This window comes from Kiloniellales bacterium (assembly GCA_030066685.1).
In the GTDB taxonomy this organism is placed as follows: domain Bacteria; phylum Pseudomonadota; class Alphaproteobacteria; order Kiloniellales; family JAKSBE01; genus JAKSBE01.
The window spans coordinates 57,067-75,447 of record JASJBF010000006.1 but is presented as its reverse complement, the minus strand read 5'-3'; the positions used below and the strand labels follow the sequence as shown (position 1 = coordinate 75,447).

The 18,381-nt window shown below is 68.4% G+C and carries 14 protein-coding genes; 8 read left to right on the top strand and 6 right to left on the bottom strand.

Annotated features, from left to right (window positions below):
• The first annotated feature begins 77 nt into the window (after window positions 1–77).
• Together QNJ30_06360 and QNJ30_06355 are read left to right on the top strand one after the other, a co-directional pair.
• Window positions 78–992, top strand: coding sequence for a J domain-containing protein (locus QNJ30_06360; protein ID MDJ0943066.1), 915 nt, complete (start codon window positions 78–80; stop codon window positions 990–992).
• Between the two features lie 125 nt (window positions 993–1,117).
• A complete protein-coding gene (locus QNJ30_06355) occupies window positions 1,118–2,101 on the top strand; it encodes a hypothetical protein (protein MDJ0943065.1) in 984 nt (327 codons plus the stop codon).
• Window positions 2,102–2,104: 3 nt separating this feature from the next.
• Here QNJ30_06355 and QNJ30_06350 read toward each other — a convergent pair whose 3' ends face one another.
• Window positions 2,105–3,415 carry a YihY family inner membrane protein gene (locus QNJ30_06350; protein MDJ0943064.1) on the bottom strand — a complete coding sequence of 437 codons (1,311 nt, stop codon included), beginning with the start codon at window positions 3,413–3,415 and terminating at the stop codon, window positions 2,105–2,107.
• A 147-nt stretch (window positions 3,416–3,562) separates the two neighbouring features.
• Here QNJ30_06350 and fabI point away from each other — a divergent pair, with 147 nt between their 5' ends.
• From fabI to sppA, 3 genes are all read left to right on the top strand, one after another.
• Entirely contained in the window at window positions 3,563–4,402 is an 840-nt protein-coding gene (gene fabI, locus QNJ30_06345; protein MDJ0943063.1) for an enoyl-ACP reductase FabI, read from the top strand.
• Window positions 4,403–4,416: 14 nt separating this feature from the next.
• A complete protein-coding gene (aroC, locus tag QNJ30_06340; GenBank protein MDJ0943062.1) occupies window positions 4,417–5,490 on the top strand; it encodes a chorismate synthase in 1,074 nt (357 codons plus the stop codon).
• A 113-nt stretch (window positions 5,491–5,603) separates the two neighbouring features.
• Window positions 5,604–7,412: a signal peptide peptidase SppA gene (gene sppA, locus QNJ30_06335; GenBank protein ID MDJ0943061.1), complete on the top strand. Its 1,809-nt coding sequence runs from the start codon at window positions 5,604–5,606 to the stop codon at window positions 7,410–7,412.
• On the opposite strand, the gene QNJ30_06330 is transcribed toward sppA, so the two are convergent.
• From QNJ30_06330 to QNJ30_06310, 5 genes are all read right to left on the bottom strand, one after another.
• The gene (locus QNJ30_06330; GenBank protein ID MDJ0943060.1) at window positions 7,413–8,162 is read right to left on the bottom strand and encodes a TlyA family RNA methyltransferase; all 750 of its coding nucleotides are present in this window, start codon (window positions 8,160–8,162) and stop codon (window positions 7,413–7,415) included. It lies immediately after the preceding gene.
• A gap of 101 nt (window positions 8,163–8,263) precedes the next feature.
• Window positions 8,264–10,219, bottom strand: coding sequence for a 1-deoxy-D-xylulose-5-phosphate synthase (dxs, locus tag QNJ30_06325; protein ID MDJ0943059.1), 1,956 nt, complete (start codon window positions 10,217–10,219; stop codon window positions 8,264–8,266).
• Window positions 10,220–10,239: 20 nt separating this feature from the next.
• Window positions 10,240–11,118, bottom strand: a complete 879-nt coding sequence (locus QNJ30_06320) for a polyprenyl synthetase family protein (protein MDJ0943058.1) — start codon at window positions 11,116–11,118, stop codon at window positions 10,240–10,242.
• A gap of 19 nt (window positions 11,119–11,137) precedes the next feature.
• The gene (locus QNJ30_06315; GenBank protein ID MDJ0943057.1) at window positions 11,138–11,386 is read right to left on the bottom strand and encodes an exodeoxyribonuclease VII small subunit; all 249 of its coding nucleotides are present in this window, start codon (window positions 11,384–11,386) and stop codon (window positions 11,138–11,140) included.
• A 68-nt stretch (window positions 11,387–11,454) separates the two neighbouring features.
• Window positions 11,455–12,384: a histone deacetylase family protein gene (locus QNJ30_06310; GenBank protein MDJ0943056.1), complete on the bottom strand. Its 930-nt coding sequence runs from the start codon at window positions 12,382–12,384 to the stop codon at window positions 11,455–11,457.
• A gap of 156 nt (window positions 12,385–12,540) precedes the next feature.
• Here QNJ30_06310 and QNJ30_06305 point away from each other — a divergent pair, with 156 nt between their 5' ends.
• From QNJ30_06305 to QNJ30_06295, 3 genes are all read left to right on the top strand, one after another.
• Window positions 12,541–13,719 (top strand): efflux RND transporter periplasmic adaptor subunit, encoded by a 1,179-nt coding sequence (locus QNJ30_06305; protein ID MDJ0943055.1) that lies wholly within the window; start codon window positions 12,541–12,543, stop codon window positions 13,717–13,719.
• 9 nt (window positions 13,720–13,728) lie between these two features.
• Window positions 13,729–16,950, top strand: coding sequence for an efflux RND transporter permease subunit (locus QNJ30_06300; protein MDJ0943054.1), 3,222 nt, complete (start codon window positions 13,729–13,731; stop codon window positions 16,948–16,950).
• Window positions 16,951–17,040: 90 nt separating this feature from the next.
• Window positions 17,041–18,378, top strand: a complete 1,338-nt coding sequence (locus QNJ30_06295; protein ID MDJ0943053.1) for a hypothetical protein — start codon at window positions 17,041–17,043, stop codon at window positions 18,376–18,378.
• The last annotated feature ends 3 nt before the right edge of the window (window positions 18,379–18,381 follow it).

Here is an 18,381-nt window from a genome sequence, read left to right as displayed (position 1 = left end):
CGGCATAAGGTTTCTTGCCGCGGAGCAGGGGCGCCCCGAGGCGGCGCCCCTTACCTTTTCGGGACCATGAAGGCGGAATGAAGGACCCCTACCAAGTACTTGGAGTCGATCGGAAGGCGAGCGCCGAAGAGATCAAGAGCGCCTACCGCAAGCTGGCCAAGAAGCTGCATCCGGACCTCAACCCGGAGGACCAAGCGATCGAGCAACGCTTCAAGGAGGTCAGCCAGGCCTACGCGCTGCTCTCCGACCCGGCGACCCGGGCCCGTTTCGACCGGGGCGAGATCGATGCCAGCGGCCAGGAACGCGCCGCCGGCGGATTCCACCGGACCTACCGCAGCGCCGGAGGCCGGCAGAGGGGCGCGCCCTTTGATTTCGGCGAGGAGATTTCGGTCGACGACATCTTCAGCGAGTTCTTCGGCGGCGGCCGGATGCGCGGCGGCCGGCGCCGGGCCAGCGAGCGCGGTGACGACAACCACTTCTCCGTCGAGGTCAGCTTCGAGGAAGCGGCGCTGGGCGCCAAGAAACGTGTCCGCCTGGGCGGCGGCAAGACCATCGAGATCAAGATCCCCGCGGGAACCGAGAGCGGCCAGACCCTGCGCCTGAAGGGCCAAGGCCAGGCCGGCAGGGGCAGCGGGCAGGCGGGTGACGCCCTGATCGAGGTCGCGGTTGCGCCCCATGCCGTCTTCCGGCGCGAGGGCCTGGACATTCACCTCGACCTGCCGGTCGGCCTTCAAGAGGCGGTCCTGGGCGCCGAGGTCACCGTCCCGACCCTGAGCGGCAAGGTGACCATGAAGATCCCCGAGGGCTCCAACACCGGCAGCGTCCTGCGCCTGAAGGGCAAGGGCATCCGGGCCGAAGGCAAGACCGGCGACCAGTACCTCACCTTGAAGATCGTGCTGCCCGAGCGGCAGGACGACCAACTCCGGGACTTCGTCAAGCGCTGGGCGGGCTTCAACGCCTTCGACCCGCGCAAGAAAGCCGGCTTCGACTAGACACCCGCCCAGCCCAAGGCGCGGCCGCCGCTGCCGGGACGCCAAGCCCCGATCCGGAAACGCATTCTTAACGGCCGTTTCGTCTATTAGGCGAGAATTTCACCTAATGGACAATCTGGACGAACATGCGGAAATCAATCCAAATCCTGCTGCTGGGGCTCGCGGTTTCCCTGGCCGGCTGCGAGGACGAATCGGTCAGACCGCAGGGATCGGTAAAGGCCGCCGTCTACAACGGCTACTACGGCGCGGTCTACAAGCGCTACGCGGTGACGACCGAGGATCGCGAACTCAGCTATTGGGTTCAGGAACTGGTACAGGACTACGCCGGCCCCAGGGTCGGTACCGCCCCGGCGCAGTTCGAGGCCGCCTCGGCCGCTGGCTGCGCGCTGCCCGCGCCGTCCGAAGGCGCGAAGGTGGTGCTGGTCGAGGTCTACGGCGGCAACAACGAGCTTCCGCTCCACTTCATCAGCGGCAAGGACGTTGCCGGCGTCGCCTCCTACATCAAGAGCACCGGCGAGCGCCCGCCTCTGGACCGCATGGTGAAGAGTTCTGCGGCCGACCAGATCGACGTCCTTGTCACCGAGACCGAACGGCCGGTCTACCTCGTACTGACGGCCTATGACGAAATCGTCTGGTCCCTCCACCTTGCCGAGGACGCGCGCCTCGACGGCATCTCGGTGATCGGCCACGAGGCCCAGGCCCTGGCACACGTACCGGAGGGTCTGCGCAAGGCCGTGGTCGTGTTCGATCAGTCGCCGCAGCGGGGCTGCATGGTGACGCCGCAGCATCCGGTCACGGAGTCCTGGAAGGCACTGAAAGCGATGAACCGGAAGCACGGCGGCGAGGGCTTCCGCCACAATCTCGAGAAGGCGGATCGGAACCATCGCGCCTTCAGGAACTGGCTGCGTCCGCGAATCGGCGCGGTTGACCTTTCCCTCACCGCCTACCAGACGTCGCACATCCTGGTCGGGCCCAAGCCCGCCGCTCCGATCCCCTACAGACCGCTGTCGGGGGCCGTGATCGCTTATTCGCCCTCGGCATCTCCGGTTTGGGGCGACGAGGACGACGTCGCCGACACGATCTACGATTGGGCCGAAACCGGCGGCTGAGACTCAGTCGCCTTCGCCGACTGCCAAGTCCAGGGTGGCTTCGGCTACGGGCGGGGTCTCTGCAAGCACGTCTTCCAAGGAGCTGTCCAGGCTGGCGCGGCCGGCCTCCGCTAAGCCAGCGACGACGATCGCGGCAGTGCTTGGCCAGTTCTCGTTGAGTTCGAGCCGCAGACCCAACAGACCACCCAGCGCCCCGAGCGTCACGGTCGAGAGGTCGCGGGCCAGCAGCCAGCCGCCGCTCACGGCGCGAACGGCGAGGCCGTGCTCGCGGAGCCGCCAGAGGCTGTCGTCTAGCTCGGCCGGCGTCACGGGCAGGCCTTTGGCCAGCTCCCGGCTGCGCAGCCGCCGCCCCTCCAATTGCGCGGCCCGCAGGCGCTGTAGAATGGTCAGGGCGAGCGCCAGCCGCTCCCCGGCTTGCAGCTCGCGGCGCCCGCGGCTTACGGCCGCCCGCCATTCCGGCAGGGCCGCCGTGACCTCGGCCCCGAGCAGCACCACGGCCCAGGCGAGGTACATCCAGACCAGGAAGATCGGGATCGCCGACAAGGCCCCGTAGATGGCCTCGTAGGTCGGGAAGAGCCTCAAGTAGATCCCGAAGCCGTACTTCAGGGCCTCCAGCACGACCGCCGCCAGCACGCCGCCGGCCAGAGCATGGTGGAGCCGCACCGAACGCGTCGGCACGACGAGATAGAAGGCGCTGAAGCCCAGCGCCGCCAGGAACACCGAGATCAGGCCCGAGAAGGCGACGATCGCATTGGGATAGTCCTCGATGCCAGCCCACTCCACCATGGCGAAGGCGTAGCCGCTGAGCGACAGCGACGCACCGAGAAGCAGCGGGCCCAGGGTCAGCATCGTCCAGTAGACCAGGATCTGAAGGCCCAGCGAGCGCGGCTCGGTGACTCGCCAGATCGCGTTCAGCGCCGTATTGATGTTGACCAGCAGAAGCAGCGCCGTGACCGCCAGGGCCAGCACCCCGGGCCCGGTCATCTGCCGGGTGTTCTCGACGAACCCGGCAAGGTGGTCGCTGACCGCGGCACTGGTTTCGGGCAGGAAGCTGCCCAGGATCAGGTCCTGAATCTGACCCTCGAGCGCCTTGAACACGGGAAACCCGCTTAGGATCGCGAGGCCGATCGCCATCAGGGGCACCAGGGCCAGCAGCGTGGCATAGCTGAGGCTGGCAGCCGAGCGCAGACAATCGTCGGCGAGGAAGCGGCGCCCGGTGTAGATCGCGAAACGCAAGGCCCGCCGCGGCTGCAGGTGCAGCTTGATCCAGGCAAAGATCCGCCGCTGCCGCCGCGATGTCGGTCGATCGGTCATCGGCCTCATGATAGAGGACTCAGCCGAATCCGCCCAGAGCCGGGCCGAAAGCCCGGATCGCGCCCGGTTTGACGCTTTCCGGCATTTGTGTAGGATGCGGCCGACCGTTCGGGGGCGGGACGCCCCACTCTCGATCAAGAGGATTTCATGACGGATTCCCAGTCGCTCATGGCCGGTAAGCGTGGTCTCGTCATGGGCGTGGCGAACGATCGCTCGATCGCCTGGGGCATCGCAGCCGCGCTGGCCGCTCAGGGTGCCGAGCTGGCCTTCACCTACCAGGGTGAGGCGCTGGAGCGCCGCGTGCGCCCGCTGGCGGATTCCCTCGGCTCCAACCTGGTCCTGCCCTGCGACGTCGCCGACGACTCCAGCATCGACCAGGCCTTTGCGGCGCTCGCGGAAAGCTGGGGCGGTCTCGACTTCCTGGTCCACGCCATCGCCTATTCGGACAAGGACGAGCTGAAGGGCAAGTACCTCAACACCAGCCGCGACAACTTCGTGCGCAGCCTGGATATCTCCTGCTACTCCTTTACCGCCGTGGCCCAGCGCGCCGTGCCCCTGATGAAGGAGGGCGGCAGCTTGCTGACCCTGACCTACTACGGCGCCGAGCGGGTCATGCCGCACTACAACGTCATGGGCGTCGCCAAGGCGGCGCTGGAGGCCAGCGTGCGCTACCTGGCCGCGGACCTGGGCGATGCCGGGATCCGGGTCAACGCCATCTCGGCCGGGCCGATCAAGACCCTGGCGGCCTCGGGCATCGGCGACTTCCGCTACATCCTGAAGTGGAACGAATACAACTCGCCGCTGCGCCGCAACGTCGACATCGGACAGGTCGGCGGCGCCGGCCTCTACCTTCTGAGCGATCTCTCCGCCGGGGTGACGGGCGAGGTCCATCATGTCGATTCCGGCTACAACGTGGTCGGCATGATGGCGGTCGACGCGGCCCCCCAACTGGCCGAGCTGCTCGAGGGCTTCCGGCCGCAGGACTAGGAGCCAGGCACGCCATGCCCGGCAACGCCTTCGGCCAGGCCTTCCGTTTCACCACCTGGGGGGAAAGCCACGGGCCCGCCATCGGCTGCGTGGTCGACGGCGTGCCGCCGCGGATGCCCTTGGAAGAGCCCGACATCCAGGTCTGGCTCGACAGCCGGCGCCCGGGCCAGTCGAAGTACACCACCCAGCGCAAGGAGCCGGACCGGGTCCGGATCCTCTCCGGCGTTTTCGAGGGCGTCACCACGGGCACGCCGATCGCCCTGGCGATCGAGAACGAGGACCAGCGCAGCAAGGACTATTCCGAGATCAAGGACAAGTTCCGCCCCGGGCACGCCGACTACACCTACTGGGCCAAGTACGGTATCCGCGACTACCGCGGCGGCGGCCGCGCCAGCGCCCGGGAAACCGCGCTCCGGGTCGCCGCCGGCGCGGTCGCCCGCAAGGTCCTGGGGGACGAGATCACGATCCGCGGCGCCCTGGTGCAGATGGGGCCGCAGGCGATCGACCGCGCGCGCTGGGACTGGGCCCAGGTCGAGCGGAACCCCTTCTGGTGTCCCGATGCCCAGGCCGCGGCCGGCTGGGCCGACTACCTGGACGGCGTGCGCAAGGCGGGATCCTCGGCCGGGGCGGTCATCGAGATCGTCGCCGAGGGGGTGCCACCCGGTCTGGGAGAGCCGGTCTACGACAAGCTCGACGCCGACCTCGCAAAGGCGATGATGAGCATCAATGCGGTCAAGGGCGTCGAGATCGGCGCCGGCTTCGCCGCCGCGAGCCTCAGCGGCGAAGAGAACGCTGACGAGATGCGCGCCGGCAACGACGGCCTACGCTTCCTGTCCAATCGGGCCGGCGGCGTTCTCGGCGGGATCTCGAGCGGCCAGGACGTGGTCGTGCGCTTCGCAGTCAAGCCCACGTCATCGATCCTGACGCCGCGCAAGACCGTCGACATCCATGGCCAGGACACCGAGATCGTGACCAAGGGCCGGCACGATCCCTGTGTCGGCATCCGTGCGGTCCCCGTCGGCGAGGCCATGATGGCTTTGGTTCTCGCCGATCATCTGCTGCGCCATCGGGCGCAGTGCGGCGGCTGAGCGGCGGCGAGTTCGATCTCGACAACCTGGCCGGGACGAGCTATCACCAAGCCCGCTGAAGGTCCGAGCGAAAGCCCAAAGAACCAACGAGCAACCGGCCTTTCCAGAAGCACATGCGCGTCATCCTGTTCCTTCTGAAGTGCCTGGTCGGCCTCTTCGCGACGATCGGCTTCCTGATCACGCTGCCCTTGATCCTCGCCCTGTTCCTGGGCTTGGGCCTGCCCTGGCAGGAGGAGATCGCGGAGGTGCCGGCCGAGGCGGTTCTGACCATCGACCTGTCCGGACCGGTCATCGAGAACCGGCCGGAGAGCCTGTTCTCCCGCTCCTCGCTGGGCGACAGGATCGTGCTGCGCGACACCGTCGCCGCGCTCAGGAAGGCGAGCCGGGACGAGCGGATCAAGGGTCTAGTGGTGCGCTTCGGCCCGCTGCAGACCGGCATGGCGAACGCCCAGGAGCTGCGTGAGGCCATTCAGGACTTCCGTGCGACAGGCCGCTTCGCCTTCGGCTTTGCCGAGAGCTTCGGCGAGTTTGGCAACAGCACCATCAGCTACTACATCGCCAGCGCCATGGACGAGATCTGGCTGCAGCCCTCCGGCGATCTGGGCGCCATGGGGCTGAGGCTGGAGGCGCCCTTCCTGCGCGGCACCCTCGACAAGCTGGGGATCGAGCCCCGCCTCGCACAGCGCGAGGAATACAAGGGCGCCATGAACACCTTCACGGACAGCCGCCTGCCGGAACCGCAGCGCCACAACCTGCAGCAGATGGTCGACTCCTGGATGGAGCAGATCGTCGCCGCCGTCGCCGAGGAGCGGAAGCTCGAAGCGGACGCGGTTCGCGGCCTGATCGACAGGGCGCCGTTGTCCGCGGAAGAGGGCCGCGAGGCGGGCCTTCTGGACCGCCTGGCCTATTGGGACGAGCTGCAGGACGAACTGGTCGGGCGCACGAGCGAGGAGATGGAGCTCTTCGGCCTGCGCGCCTATGCCGCGGCGACCCGCGAAGACGTCCAGGAGGGGCCGCAGATCGCCGTGATCTACGGCCTGGGGCCGATCTCCCTGACGTCCTCCGAGAACGATCCGGTCTTCGGCTCCGTGGTCTTCGGGTCCGACACCGTCGCCCAGGCGATCTCCGAGGCGATCGAGGACGAAGACGTCGAAGCCATCCTGTTGCGCGTCGACAGCCCCGGCGGCTCCTACGTCGCCTCGGACACCGTCCACCGCGAGGTGCGCCGCGCCCGAGAGGCGGGCAAGCCGATCATCGTCTCCATGGGCAACTTGGCAGCCTCGGGCGGCTATTTCGTGGCCATGGCGGCAGACAAGATCGTCGCGCATCCGGGCACCGTCACCGGCTCGATCGGCGTGGTCGCGGGCAAGTTCGTGTTCTCAGGGCTTTGGGAGGAGATCGGCCTGGGCTGGGATCAGGTCCAGGCCGGCGAGAACGCCGGCATCTGGAGCCAGAACCAGGACTTCACCGAGGCCCAGTGGCAGCGTCTGCAGACCTCCCTGGACCGGATCTACGAGGATTTCCGCGCCAAGGTCGCGGCGGCGCGTGGGCTCTCTGCCGAAGAGACCCGCGCGGCGGCCAAGGGACAGGTCTGGACCGGCGCCGACGCGCAGCGCCTCGGCTTGGTCGACGAGCTGGGCGGCTTCTACCGGGCCGTCGCCCTGGCCAAAGAGGCCGCCGGCATCGCTGCCGAGGAAAAGGTCAATCTGCGGGTCCTCCCGCCGCCCCGGGATTCCTTCTTCGGAGATCTCGTCCAGGACACCCTCGGCGACGGCCTGCGGAGCTCGGGCGCCGCTACAGTCCTGGACTGGACGGCCCGGGTCGTGCGCTTGATCGACCCGCTGCTGCGCGCCGCCGAGGACCTCGGCGAGGACCCCCGAAACCGCGCCCTCAGCGCCCCGGACCTCCGCCTCGCCGACTGATCACACTTCGTCTTTCCGGGCTGCGATCAGGAACTCCCTGTTGCCCTCCGGGCCCAGGATCGGGCTGTCGGTCAGCCCCAGGACCGACCAGCCGGGCAGGCGCGAAAGCCAGGCCTCGATGCGCGCGCAGACCTCGGCGTGAAGCGCAGGGTCGCGGACCACGCCCTTCTTGCCGACCCGGCCCTTGCCGATCTCGAACTGCGGCTTGATCAGCGCGATCAGCTCGGCGCCCGGCGCGGCCAGCGCCAGGGGCGCCGGCAGCAGGGTCTCGAGGCCGATGAAGCTGGCGTCGCAGACGATCAGGCCCGGCGGCTCCGGCACCTGCGTGGCGCCGAGGCGGCGGGCATTGGTCCGCTCCAGGACCACGACGCGCGGGTCCTGGCGCAGCTTCCAGGCGAGCTGGCCCTGCCCCACGTCCACGGCATAGACCCTGGCCGCGCCGCGCGCGAGGAGAACGTCGGTGAAGCCGCCGGTGGCGGCGCCGATGTCCAGGCAGATCCGGCCTTTTGGGTCGATCCCGAAGTGATCCAGGCCCTTCTCGAGCTTCAGGCCGCCGCGCGAGACCCAGGGATGCGCCGGCCCGCGGACCGTGAGCGGCGCGTCGGGCGCCAATTCGGCGCCGGCCTTCTCGATGCGCCGCTCGCCGCTGAAGACCTGCCCGGCCAGGATCAGGGCCTGGGCCCGCGCCCGGCTTTCGGCGAGACCTCGGGCCTGCAGCAGGACGTCGGCTCGCTCCTTCTTCCTGACCATCCTCCTCCCGGTCCTGCGGCCTCGGCTTGGCGGCGCCAAGGTCAAAAAAAAACCGGCCGGCGCCCGGCGCCGGCCAGTCCTTCAACCCGGAACGACCGAGATCAGGCGAGCTTCGTGCTGGCCGCCGCCGCTTCGTTGTAGCCCAAGGCCTGCAGCGCCGTGTTGACGATGCTCTCGGAGTCGAGGCCGGCCAGGGCGTATTGGTTGTCCGGCTTGCCGTGATCGATAAAGAAGTCCGGCAGGCAGAGCGGCCGCAGCTTGATCCCGGACTCCAAGAGCCCCTCGCGGGCCAGGAAGTGCATGACCTGGGTCGCGAAGCCGCCGACGGCGCCCTCTTCCACCGTCACCAGAACCTCGTGCTCCGAGGCCAGGCGGCGGATCAGCTTCTCGTCGATCGGCTTGGCGAATCGGGCATCGGCGACCGTGGTCGACAGGCCGCGCGCCGCCAGGGTGTCGGCCGCCTTCATCGCCTCGCCGAGGCGCGTGCCGAGGGACAGGATCGCGACCTTCGTGCCCTCGCGCAGGATCCGGCCCTGGCCGATCTCGAATGCGGTGCCGCGCTCGGGCAGCTCCAGACCCGTCGCCTCGCCGCGCGGATAGCGGAAGGCCGAGGGCCGGTCGTCGATCTGCGCCGCGGTGGCGACCGCGTTGAAGAGCTCGACCTCGTCGGCCGGCGCCATGACCACGAAGCCGGGCAGGCAGCCCAGGTAGGTGATGTCGTAGGAGCCCTGGTGGGTGACCCCGTCGGCCCCGACCATGCCGGCGCGGTCGATGGCGAAGCGCACCGGAAGGCTCTGGATCGCGACGTCGTGGACGACCTGGTCGTAGGCCCGCTGCAGGAAGGTGGAATAGATCGTTGCGAAGGGCTTGAAGCCCTCGCAGGCGAGCCCGGCGCAGAAGGTCACCGCGTGCTGCTCGGCGATGCCGACATCGAAGCTTCGGTTGGGGAAGCGATCCGAGAACTTGTTGATGCCGGTGCCCGAGGGCATGGCGGCGGTCACGGCGACGATCTTGTCGTCGGCCTCGGCCTCCTTGATCAGGGCCTCGGCGAAGACCGCCGTGTACTGCGGCGCCTTGGGCGTCGGCTTGGCCTGCTTGCCGGTGATGACATCGAATTTGGCGACGCCGTGGTACTTGTCCGCAGCCTTCTCGGCCGGCGCGTAGCCCTTGCCCTTCTGGGTCACGGCGTGGATCAGGATCGGGCCGTCCTGGTCGGTCTCGCGGCAGTTCTTCAGGACCGGAAGCAGGTGGTCCAGGTTGTGGCCGTCGATCGGGCCGACGTAGAAGAAGCCCATTTCCTCGAACATAGTGCCCCCGGTCAGCATGCCGCGGGCATACTCCTCGGCCCGCTTCGCCGCGGTCTCGAGCGGCTTCGGGAAAGCCTTGGCGAGATCACGGGCCAGATGCCGCATCGAGCGATAGGGCTTGGAGGAGATCAGGCGCGAGAGATAGGCGCTCATGGCGCCGACCGGCGGCGCAATCGACATGTCATTGTCGTTGAGGATGACGATGAGCTTGCTGTGCATGGCGCCGGCGTTGTTCATCGCCTCGTAGGCCATGCCGGCGCTCATCGCGCCGTCGCCGATGACCGCGATGACGTGGTTGTCGCGGCCCTGCAGATCCCGCCCGACGGCATAGCCGAGGCCCGCCGAGATCGAGGTCGAGCTGTGCGCGGCGCCGAAGGGATCGAATTCGCTCTCCCGGCGCGAGGTAAAGCCGGAGAGGCCGCCGTCCTGCCGCAGGGTGCGGATCCGGTCGCGCCGCCCGGTCAGGATCTTGTGCGGATAGCACTGATGACCGACGTCGAAGATCAGCTTGTCGTCCGGCGTGTTGAAGACGTAGTGGATCGCGGTGGTCAACTCGACCACGCCCAGGCCGGCGCCGAGGTGACCGCCGGTCACGGAGACCGCGTCGATCATCTCCGTCCGCAACTCGTCGGCCAGCTGCCGGAGCTGGCCCTCTTTCAGCTTTCGGATATCCGAGGGATATTCGATGGCATCAAGCAACGGGGTTTTGCTGACTTTACCCACTTCACTCACCTCGTCTTGCTGTCGCATCCGGGGGGAAACCTGGCTTCTTAGGATCGTCGAGTCACGACGAAGCGCGCCGTTGCGCAGAGAAGTTCTGCCTTTTCGCCGAAAATATCAAGCCGGGAGGCCGCCCGCGTCGCCAGACGGTCGGCTTCTTGGCGGGCGCCTTCCATGCCCAGGAGGGCGACAAAGGTCGCCTTCCCAAGGGCCTCGTCCTGGCCCGTCGGCTTGCCCAGCACCTCGGGCGAGCTCTCCGCGTCCAAGAGATCGTCGACGATCTGGAAGGCCAGGCCCAGGTCCTGGGCATAGGCCCTGACCGCGGCCTGTTCGTCCTGATTCGCCCGCCCGAGGATCGCACCCGCCTCGCAGGCAAAGCAGATCAGGGCGCCGGTCTTGAGCGCCTGCAGGCGCTTGATGCCGTCCAGATCCAGATCGGCGCGCTGGGGCGACATGTCGATCATCTGACCGCCGACCATGCCTGCGGCGCCGGAGGCCGCGGCCAGGCCCGAGACCAGGGCGACGCGCACCACCGGGTCGGGATGGGTCGCCGGGTCGCCCAGGACCGCGAAGGCCTCCGTCAGGAGCCCGTCGCCGGCGAGGATCGCCACGGCCTCGTCGAAGGCCTTGTGCGCCGTCGGCCGTCCGCGGCGCAGGTCGCTATCGTCCATGGCCGGAAGGTCGTCGTGGACCAGGCTGTAGCAGTGGATCATCTCGACCGCCGCGGCTGCGTTCAGGGCTTGCGGCTCCGGAACGTCGAAGAGCCCGGCGCTGGCGATCGTCAAAAAGGGCCGAAGGCGCTTGCCGCCGTTCAAGGAGGCGTAGCGCATGGCCTCGATGACCGTACCTTCGGGTCCTGGGACGACGGGAAGCAGATGATTCAGGCGCAGCGAGACCGCTTCCGCGGTGCGCGCCAACTCTGTCTTCAAGCGGTCATTCAGAACGGTGTCATTCGACGTCGAGATCTTCTGTACCGATGCTGCCGTTTGAACCATGACCTATCTTTTCAATCTTCTGCTTCGCTTCACTGAGCTTGGCTTCGCAATGCATTTTCAGCGCCGCCCCCCGCTCGTAGGACTGGATCGCAGCCTCCAAGCGGCCTTCACCCTTTTCCAAGCGCTCGACTATCCCTTTGAGCTCGGCCAGGGCATCTTCAAAGCTCAATTTCGCTATGTCGGGGGGAATCCTGTCGGCCACGTTCCTGGATCCGGTGTAAAGTCGGCGAGTTTAGGCAGCCAAAGGCGGCCGAACAAGCCGTCAAGCCCCTATCCGTGTAAAAGAGCGCGGACGTGTGCTGCTGCGGACACAGCTAGCGCCTCGAGGTCATAGCCCCCCTCGAGGGTCGAGACGACTCGGCCCCCGCAGGCCGAATCGGCGACCCTGGCGATTTCCGTCGTCGCCCAGCCAAAATCCTCCTCGTGGAACCGCAGGGCCGCCAGGGGATCGTCTTCATGGGCGTCGAAGCCGGCGGAAATCAGGACCAAATCCGGCTCGAACTTGGCCAATCGCGGCAGCAGGGTCTGGCTCATCGCGGCGCGGAATTCGGCCGTGCCGGCCATGGGGAGCAAGGGTAGGTTCAGGATGTTGTTCGCGCTGCCGGTCTCCATGGGGCTTCCAGTGCCGGGATAGAGCGGCATCTGGTGGGTGGAGGCGAAGAGAAGGTCCGGATCGTCCCAAAACATGGCCTGGGTGCCGTTGCCGTGGTGGACATCGAAATCGACCACCGCGATCCGATGGGCACGATGCACCTCGCGCGCCTGAAGGGCCCCGACCGCCACGCTGTTGAACAGGCAAAAGCCCATGGCTTGCGCCGGCTCGGCGTGGTGACCCGGTGGCCGGACCGCGCAGAAGGCGTTGCGGGCCTCGCCGGCCATGACCGCGTCGACGGCGGCGCAGACCGCCCCGGCCGCCCGCAGCGCCGCCTCCCCGGAGCCGGGCGAGAGGATGGTATCGCCGTCCAGGCCACGGTGGCCCTGTTCCGGAATGGCGGCCATGATCCGGTCGTAGTAAGCCGCGCTGTGGACCCGCGCGATCTGCTCGCGACTCGCCAGCGGCGCCTCGCGCCGCTCCAGCGCGTCGAACTCGGCCTCTTCCAGGGCGGTCAGAACCGCCTTGAGGCGCGCCGGGCGCTCGGGATGGACCTGCCCCGGGTCGTGGTTGAAGCAGGCCTGGTGCGAGTAGAGAAAGGTAGCCAAGACTGTGCCCCCGGACGGACTTCCCGGCAGTATTAGACCCTGGCTAGGGCCATTGCTATAAATTTCGGACCGGGCGGCACAAGGCTGGGCGGGGCGTCGGCCCTGTCAGGAGGCCGGATTGACAGGGTCTAGACGACTCGCCACATGTGATCGGCAATGCCCATCGCTCGCCACTCGGCCGAGCCCGGGATGGAGGACGACCTGAAACAGAGACCCGAGGCCCGGCGGACCCGGCTCCCTTGGCCCGCCGGTATCGTCGCCCTGCTTCTGCCGCTGCTGGCCCTGACCCCGGCGGCTGGCCAGGAGCAGGCGCAGCTGGTCCGCGTCGACAGCGTGCAGGAGGAGCCGATGACCCAGACGGTCGAGGTCATCGGACGCCTGGTGCCGCGCCAGTCCGGCGCGGTGGCGGCCCGCATCGACGCGGCGGTGGACAGGGTTCTGGTCGAGGTCGGCGACCGGGTCGAGCAGGGCCAGGTCATCGCCGTCCTTGAGCCTGAATCCCTGAAGGCGCGGCGCGACCAGGCCGCCGGCCGGCTGGCCGTGGCCTTTGCCCAGCAAAAGACCAAGGAAGCCGAGCTCGTGCTCTCCCGACAGGAGCTCAAGCGGCTGGAGGGCCTGAAGAAATCCGCGGCCTTCAGCCAGGCCCGCTACGAGGACGCGAAGCAGGCCGTGGCCATCGCAGCGGCTCAGGTTGCCGAAGCCGAGAGCGCCAGCGTGACCGCCCGCGCCGACCTGGAGCTCGCCGAGATCAACCTCAGATACGCCGAGATCCGGGCGCCCTACGGCGGCGTCATCACCGAGCGCATGATCGAGGCCGGGGCCTACGTCCAGGTCGGGGACGACGCTGTCCGGATCGTTGCCGATCAGGAGCTCGAACTCGAGGCCGACGTGCCCTTCCAGAGGCTGGCGGGCCTGGTACCCGGGGTCGAGATCGACGTCGAGCTCGACGACGGGACGCAGCACAAGGCCCGGGTCCGCGCCATCGTGCCCGACGAGAACCCCCTCACCCGCACCCGCGCGGTCCGCTTCATTCCGGCCTTCGGCGAGACCCGGAAGCCGCTGGCCGCCAACCAGAGCGTCACCCTGCTGATCCCGATGGGCCAGCCGCGGAGGGTGCTGACCGTGCACAAGGATGCGATTACCAAACGCGGCCCGGCCAGCCTGGTCCACGTGGTCAGCAACGGCGCAGTCAGCATCCGGCCGGTGACCCTTGGCGAGCCGGTCGGCAGCCGCTTCGAGATCGTCGGCGGCTTGAACCAGGGCGACGTCGTTGTGGTCCGCGGCAACGAACGCCTCAGGGACGGCCAGAAGGTCCGCGTCGACCAAGGCTCCTAGGCGGCCGCGATGGACCTGATCCGCACCTCCATCCATCGGCCGATCGCGGTCATCGCGGCGGTCCTGATGACCGTGATGTTCGGCATGGTCGCGCTGGAGCAGATCCCGATCCAGCTGGCCCCCGACGTCAACCGCCCGGTGATCACCGTGACCACGACCTGGCCCGGCGCCGCCCCGGCCGAGGTCGAGCGCGAGATCGTTAACCGCCAGGAAGAGGAGATGGCCGGGCTCGAGAACCTGGTCTCGCTGACCTCCAGGGCGGAACAGGGGCGCAGCCGGATCACCCTCGAGTTCGCGGTCGGCTCCAACATGGACCGCGCCCTGCTGCTGGTCTCCAACCGCCTGGACCGGGTCGACGGCTATCCGGACGAGGCCAACGAGCCGACCCTGGACACCGCCGGCAGCGAGGACAACGCGATCGCCTGGTTCATCGTTCGGCGGGCGCCGGGCAACGAGCAGCCGATCCACGAGTTCGGCGACTTCGTCGAGGACGTGATCAAGGACCGGATCGAGCGGGTGCCGGGGGTCAGCCGGGTCAACGTCTTCGGCGGCAGCGAGCGCGAGATCCAGGTCACCGTCCTGCCGCAGCTCCTGGCGCGCTACCGGCTGACCGTGACCGACGTCATCCAGGCGCTGCGCAGCGCCAACACCTCGGTCTCGGCCGGCGACGTCGACGAGGGCAAGCGGCGCTACGTGATCCGGGTCGAGGGCGAGCTGAACGCGGTCGGGACCATACGCGACGTGGTCGTGCGCTCGGACGACGCCAGGGCCGAGGGCGCGCGGGTCGGCGGCCGCCTCGCCCGGGTCACCGTCGGCGACATCGCCGAGGTCAGCTTCGGCTTCCGGGAGCCGACCTCGAACATCCGCTTCCTCGGCGAGCCGGCCATCGCCTTCAACGCCCTGCGCGAGACCGGCGCCAATGTCATCGAGATCATGGAGGGGGTCGCCGTTGCGGTGGAGGAGCTCAACGCCCAGGTGGTGCCCGACGCCGGCCTGACCCTCAAGCAGGTCTACAAGGAGACCGTCTACATCAACTCGGCCATCGAGCTGGTGCGCCAGAACATCTGGATCGGCGGCTCCCTGGCGGCGGTTCTGCTGCTGCTGTTTCTCCGCTCCCTGCGCGCCACCCTGGTGATCTCGATCGCGATCCCGGTCTCGGTGATCGGCGCCTTCGTCGCGATGGCCGCCCTCGGCCGCTCGATCAACGTGATCTCCCTGGCCGGCCTGGCCTTCGCCGTCGGCATGGTGGTCGACGCCGCCATCGTGGTGCTGGAGAACATCTACCGCCTGCGCGAGCGCGGCCTGCCGATCGCCGAGGCCGCCTATCAGGGCGCCAAGCAGGTCTGGGGCGCGGTCCTGGTCTCGGCCCTGACCACGGTCATGGTCTTCATTCCGATTCTGATCATGCAGCTCGAGGTCGGCCAGCTGTTCCGCGACATCGCGGTCGCGATCTCGGTCGCGGTGATGCTGTCCCTGCTGGTCTCGGTCACGGTCATTCCAGCGCTCTCCCGCTTTCTCCTCGGCGGGCGCCGGGACGATGCCAAGATCAAGCGCTTGCATCTGCCCGGCATCGACGGCTTCGCGAGCGCCTTCGTCGCCCTGGTCATGGGCATCTCCCGGCAGGTCGTGCGGAACCGCGCGCTCTGCGTGCTGGTGGTCGCCAGCGTGTCCAGCGTCGCGATCGCCGGGGCCTGGCGCTTCCTGCCCAAGCTCGAGTACCTGCCCGAGGGCAACCGCAACCTGGTGTTCGGCGTCATGATCCCGCCGCCCGGCTACAACCTGGACACCATGACCGAAATCGCCCAGGAGATCGAAGGCGAGATCCGGCCGCTCTGGGCCGACGTCACGGGGCCGGAGAGCGAGCCCGGCGGGCCGCCCAAGATGGACCGCTTCTTCTTCGTCGCGACCCGTGCCAGCACCTTCCTCGGCGCGGTTGCGGTCGAGCAGGAGCGCGCCGCCGAGCTGATCCCGGTTCTGGAAGGCCCGGTGTTTAGCGAACCCGGCACCTTCGGATTCATCAACCAGCCCTCGATCTTCGGCCGCGGCCTCGGCAGCGGCCGTCGCATCGATCTGGACATCTCGGGCCCGCAGCTCGAGCAGATCCTCCAGGTGGCCGGCCGCGCCGTCGGCAAGCTGGTCCAGGCCCTGCCCCTGGAGGAGGGCAACCAGCTGCGGCCCCGTCCAGGGCTCGAGCTGGGCGCGCCCGAGGTGCGGGTCGTGCCGGACCGGATCCGCCTGGCCGACAACGGCGTCACGGCCCGGGAGCTGGCCAACACCATCGACACCTTCAACGACGGTCTGCGGGTCGCCGAGGTGACCTACGGCAATGACCGACTCGACCTCATGATCAAGGGACCCGACGAGCACGTCACCGAGACCCAGGGCATCGGCGACCTGCCGGTCGTCACCTCGGACGGCCAGATCATCCCCGTGCGGTCGCTCTCCGAAGTGCTGTTCACCGCCGGGCCGACCGAGATCCGCCATGTCGAGCGCTTCCGCACCGTGACCCTGGAAATCCGCCCGGCGCCCGGCATGGCGCTGGAATCGGCCATGGAAATCCTCGACGCCCAGGTCATCCAACCCCTCAAAGCGGAGGGCCTCCCGCCGGCCATCAAGATGCAGCTCTCGGGCACCGCCGACAAGCTGACCCAGACCTGGGACGCCATGCTCATCCAGTTGCTGCTCGCCCTGGCCATCGTCTACCTGGTCATGGCGGTGCTCTTCGAGAGCTTCGTCTATCCGCTGATCATTCTGCTCTCGGTGCCGCTGGCCGCCGCCGGCGGCGTCGCCGGCCTGGCCTACCTCAACCTCCAGCACTTCCAGCCGCTGGACATGCTGACCCTGCTGGGCTTCGTCATCCTGATCGGCATTGTGGTCAACAACGCCATCCTGCTTGTCCACCAGACCCTGTTCCACATCCGCCAGGGCGGCCTGGCGCCCCAGGACGGCATCCTGGAGGCGACCCGCGACCGCATCCGGCCGATCTTCATGTCGACCCTGACTTCGGTCTTCGGCATGCTGCCCCTGGTGCTCTTCCCCGGCGCCGGCTCGGAGCTCTACCGCGGTCTGGGCTCGGTGGTGGTCGGCGGCCTGGCGCTCTCCGCCGTGCTCACCCTGCTGATCGTGCCGCCGATGCTGTCCCTGCTGGTCGGTCCCCTGGAGAGCCGCCGCACCCGTGCCGAGGGCGAGCTGACCAAGGAGAGCCCGCCGCAGCCGGCGCCCGGCGAGTAATACCAAGGGGCGTTGATACAACGCCGACCTTCTCCGGCCCGCCTCGATCCGCTAAGACACAGCGTCTCGGCAGCGATACGGAGGGGAGAGATGCACCAGGACCAGCGCGGCCACGCCATGACCACCGAGAGCCCGGCGGCCGCCACGGCGCTCGACACCGCGATCTACAACTTCCTGCACTGGAAGTCGGCCCTCATGCCGGAGATCAAGGCCGCCCTGGAGGCCGATTCCGGCTTCGGCCTGGCCCAGGCGGTCAACGGCTTGGTGCTGCACGCCGCGCGCAACATCGCCTACCGCCCGATGATAGGCGACTCCTTGGCTGCCGCCCGGGCGAAGGAGGCTGGCATGACGCCGCGCGAGGGGCTCTATGTGGCAGCCCTGGACGCCGCCTACCGCGGCGAGATCGTAGAATCCGTCAGCCACTACGAGACCATCCTGGCGAGCCATCCGACCGACCTCTTCGCCCAGCGCCTGGCCCAGATGGAGCTCTTCTGGATCGGCGAAATGGCCTGGTCGGCGGACATCTCCGGCCGGGTCGAGAAGGCCTGGAGCCCCGAGGTGCCCGGCTACGGCGACTATCTCTCCTGCCGGGCCTTCGACCTCGAGGAGACTCACCGCTACGAGGCGGCCGAGCGCCTCGGCCGCCGGGCGGTCGAGCTCGATCCGACCGACGTCTGGGGCACCCACGCGGTGGCCCACGTCATGATCATGCAAGGGCGCCACGAGGAGGGCATCGCCTGGCTTGAGGGGCTTAAGGACAACTGGGCCGAGGCCAACCAAATGTGCCTCCACCTCTGGTGGCACCGCTGCCTCTTCCACCTGGAGCGCGGCGAGCACGACGCCGTGCTGGAGATCTACGACGCCTGGGTGCGCAACCGCGAGCATCCGCTGCTCCAGGCCCTGCCCGACCTCTACATCGACCTGCAGAACGGCGCCTCGTTGCTGCTGCGCCTCGAACTACGCAGCGTCGATGTCGGCAACCGCTGGGATGAGCTGGCCGAGCTGACCCTGGCCCGGCTGGAGGACCACACCAGCCCCTTCACCAGCGCCCACTTCGCGATCATCCTGGCGGCCACGGGCCGTTTTGCCGAGGCCGAGACCCTGCTCGCCTCCATGCGCGTCTTCGCCGCCGAGGATGAGGGCACCTTCGGGCCGCGCTACCGGGCGGCGGTGATCCCTGCCGCCGAGGCCGCCATCGCCCACCGCAAGGGCGCGCACCAGCGCGTCGTCGAGCTGCTGCTACCCAGCCGCCGCCTGCTCTGGCAGATGGGCGGCAGCGACGCCCAGCGCGACCTCTTCTTCCTGATCCTGGCGGACTCGCTCAAGACGCTAGATCGCAAGGATCTCCTGGGCATCGTCCTCGCCGACATCGAGGCCGCCGGCTTCACCGATCCGGCCGCCCGCGTCGGCTACAGGGACGCGGCGTGAGCC